Below are 1,161 nucleotides of genomic sequence, written 5' to 3' on the forward strand. Positions count from 1 at the left end.
AACCATCGTCAACGGGCTGCCTGGTTCGATTGGAGATCCAGCGGGCCCGATGTGGCGCGAGAGAAAAATTGGAGCACCAGCGCTGCGTGCCTTGTCCATCAGCGTATTCACTGTTTCCAACAACTCTTCGCAGCGCCATAGTTTTTCCGGGCCGTGAACAAGCCCGACTTGGATATCGAGTATCAACAGGGCGTACATGGGTGCATCTCCTTGCGTTTGAGCCAGCGACACAAGGGCATAAAAAAGGCCCTGTCCATCGCTGGCGGGCCTTTGAAGTTCGTCTGCTATTGGCTCACGACACCTCGCACGCTCCGCTTTCAGCGGTCGTGGTGGTGGTAGTCGAGGTGAGGCAATAGTTAGTCATAGATCGACACTAGCAATATTGCAGCGATCTGACAAGCCAGAATCCTAGAGTGAGTGCTTTTGGCAGACGGCGTAGTGTAAGTCTACGGACATCAGGTCTTGTGTAACTCAGGCAGATACCCACTGATGCGGCAGCAGTTGATCAATCTCACTCGCCCGCTGCGTCGGCAGCCGTGTCAGCGCATCTTTCAGATACGCATACGGATCATGGCCATTCATGCGTGCCGACTGGATCAAGCTCATGATCGCCGCCGCCCGTTTTCCGCTGCGTAGTGAGCCAGCAAATAACCAGTTCGAGCGTCCAAGAGCCCACGGTCTGATCTGGTTTTCGACTGGATTATTGTCGATGGGCACAGCCCCATCATCGAGGTAGCGCGTCAGCGCTACCCAGCGTTTAAGGCTGTAATCCAAGGCTTTGGCCGTCGCTGATCCGTTGGGCACAAGATCGCGCTGTGCCAACATCCAGTCATGCAGTGCTTTCACTAACGGCGCCGCTTTTTCTTGCCGTACTCGCCAGCGATCCTCATCACCCATGTCCTGCGCTTGGCGTTCAACTTCGTACAAGCCGCCAATCGAGTGCAGTGCCTGTTCTGCCAACTGGCTTTTATTCGCCATGTGCAGATCGAAAAACTTGCGTCGGGCATGAGCCATACAACCAATTTCGATCATGCCTTTCTCGAAGCCGGCTTTGTAGCCAGCGAAGTCGTCGCACACCAGCTTGCCATTCCAGGAACCGAGGAAGTTACGCGCATGCTCTCCGGCACGGCTCCGGCTGAAGTCATAGACCACCGCCTTAAG

At 55.3% G+C, this 1,161-nt stretch carries 2 protein-coding genes; both read right to left on the reverse strand.

Features of this window, described 5'->3' with window-relative positions; translation table 11 throughout:
- On the reverse strand, positions 1–198 hold a 198-nt coding region (locus tag ACZ3HH_RS29320; protein WP_465809992.1), incomplete at its 3' end, for an isochorismatase family protein.
- Positions 199–471: 273 nt separating this feature from the next.
- Positions 472–1,161 (reverse strand): IS66 family transposase (gene tnpC / locus ACZ3HH_RS29325; RefSeq protein ID WP_465809994.1); only part of this gene is annotated, 690 nt, incomplete at its 5' end.

It is taken from the genome of Pseudomonas sp. PME37.24/025 (assembly GCF_055556615.1).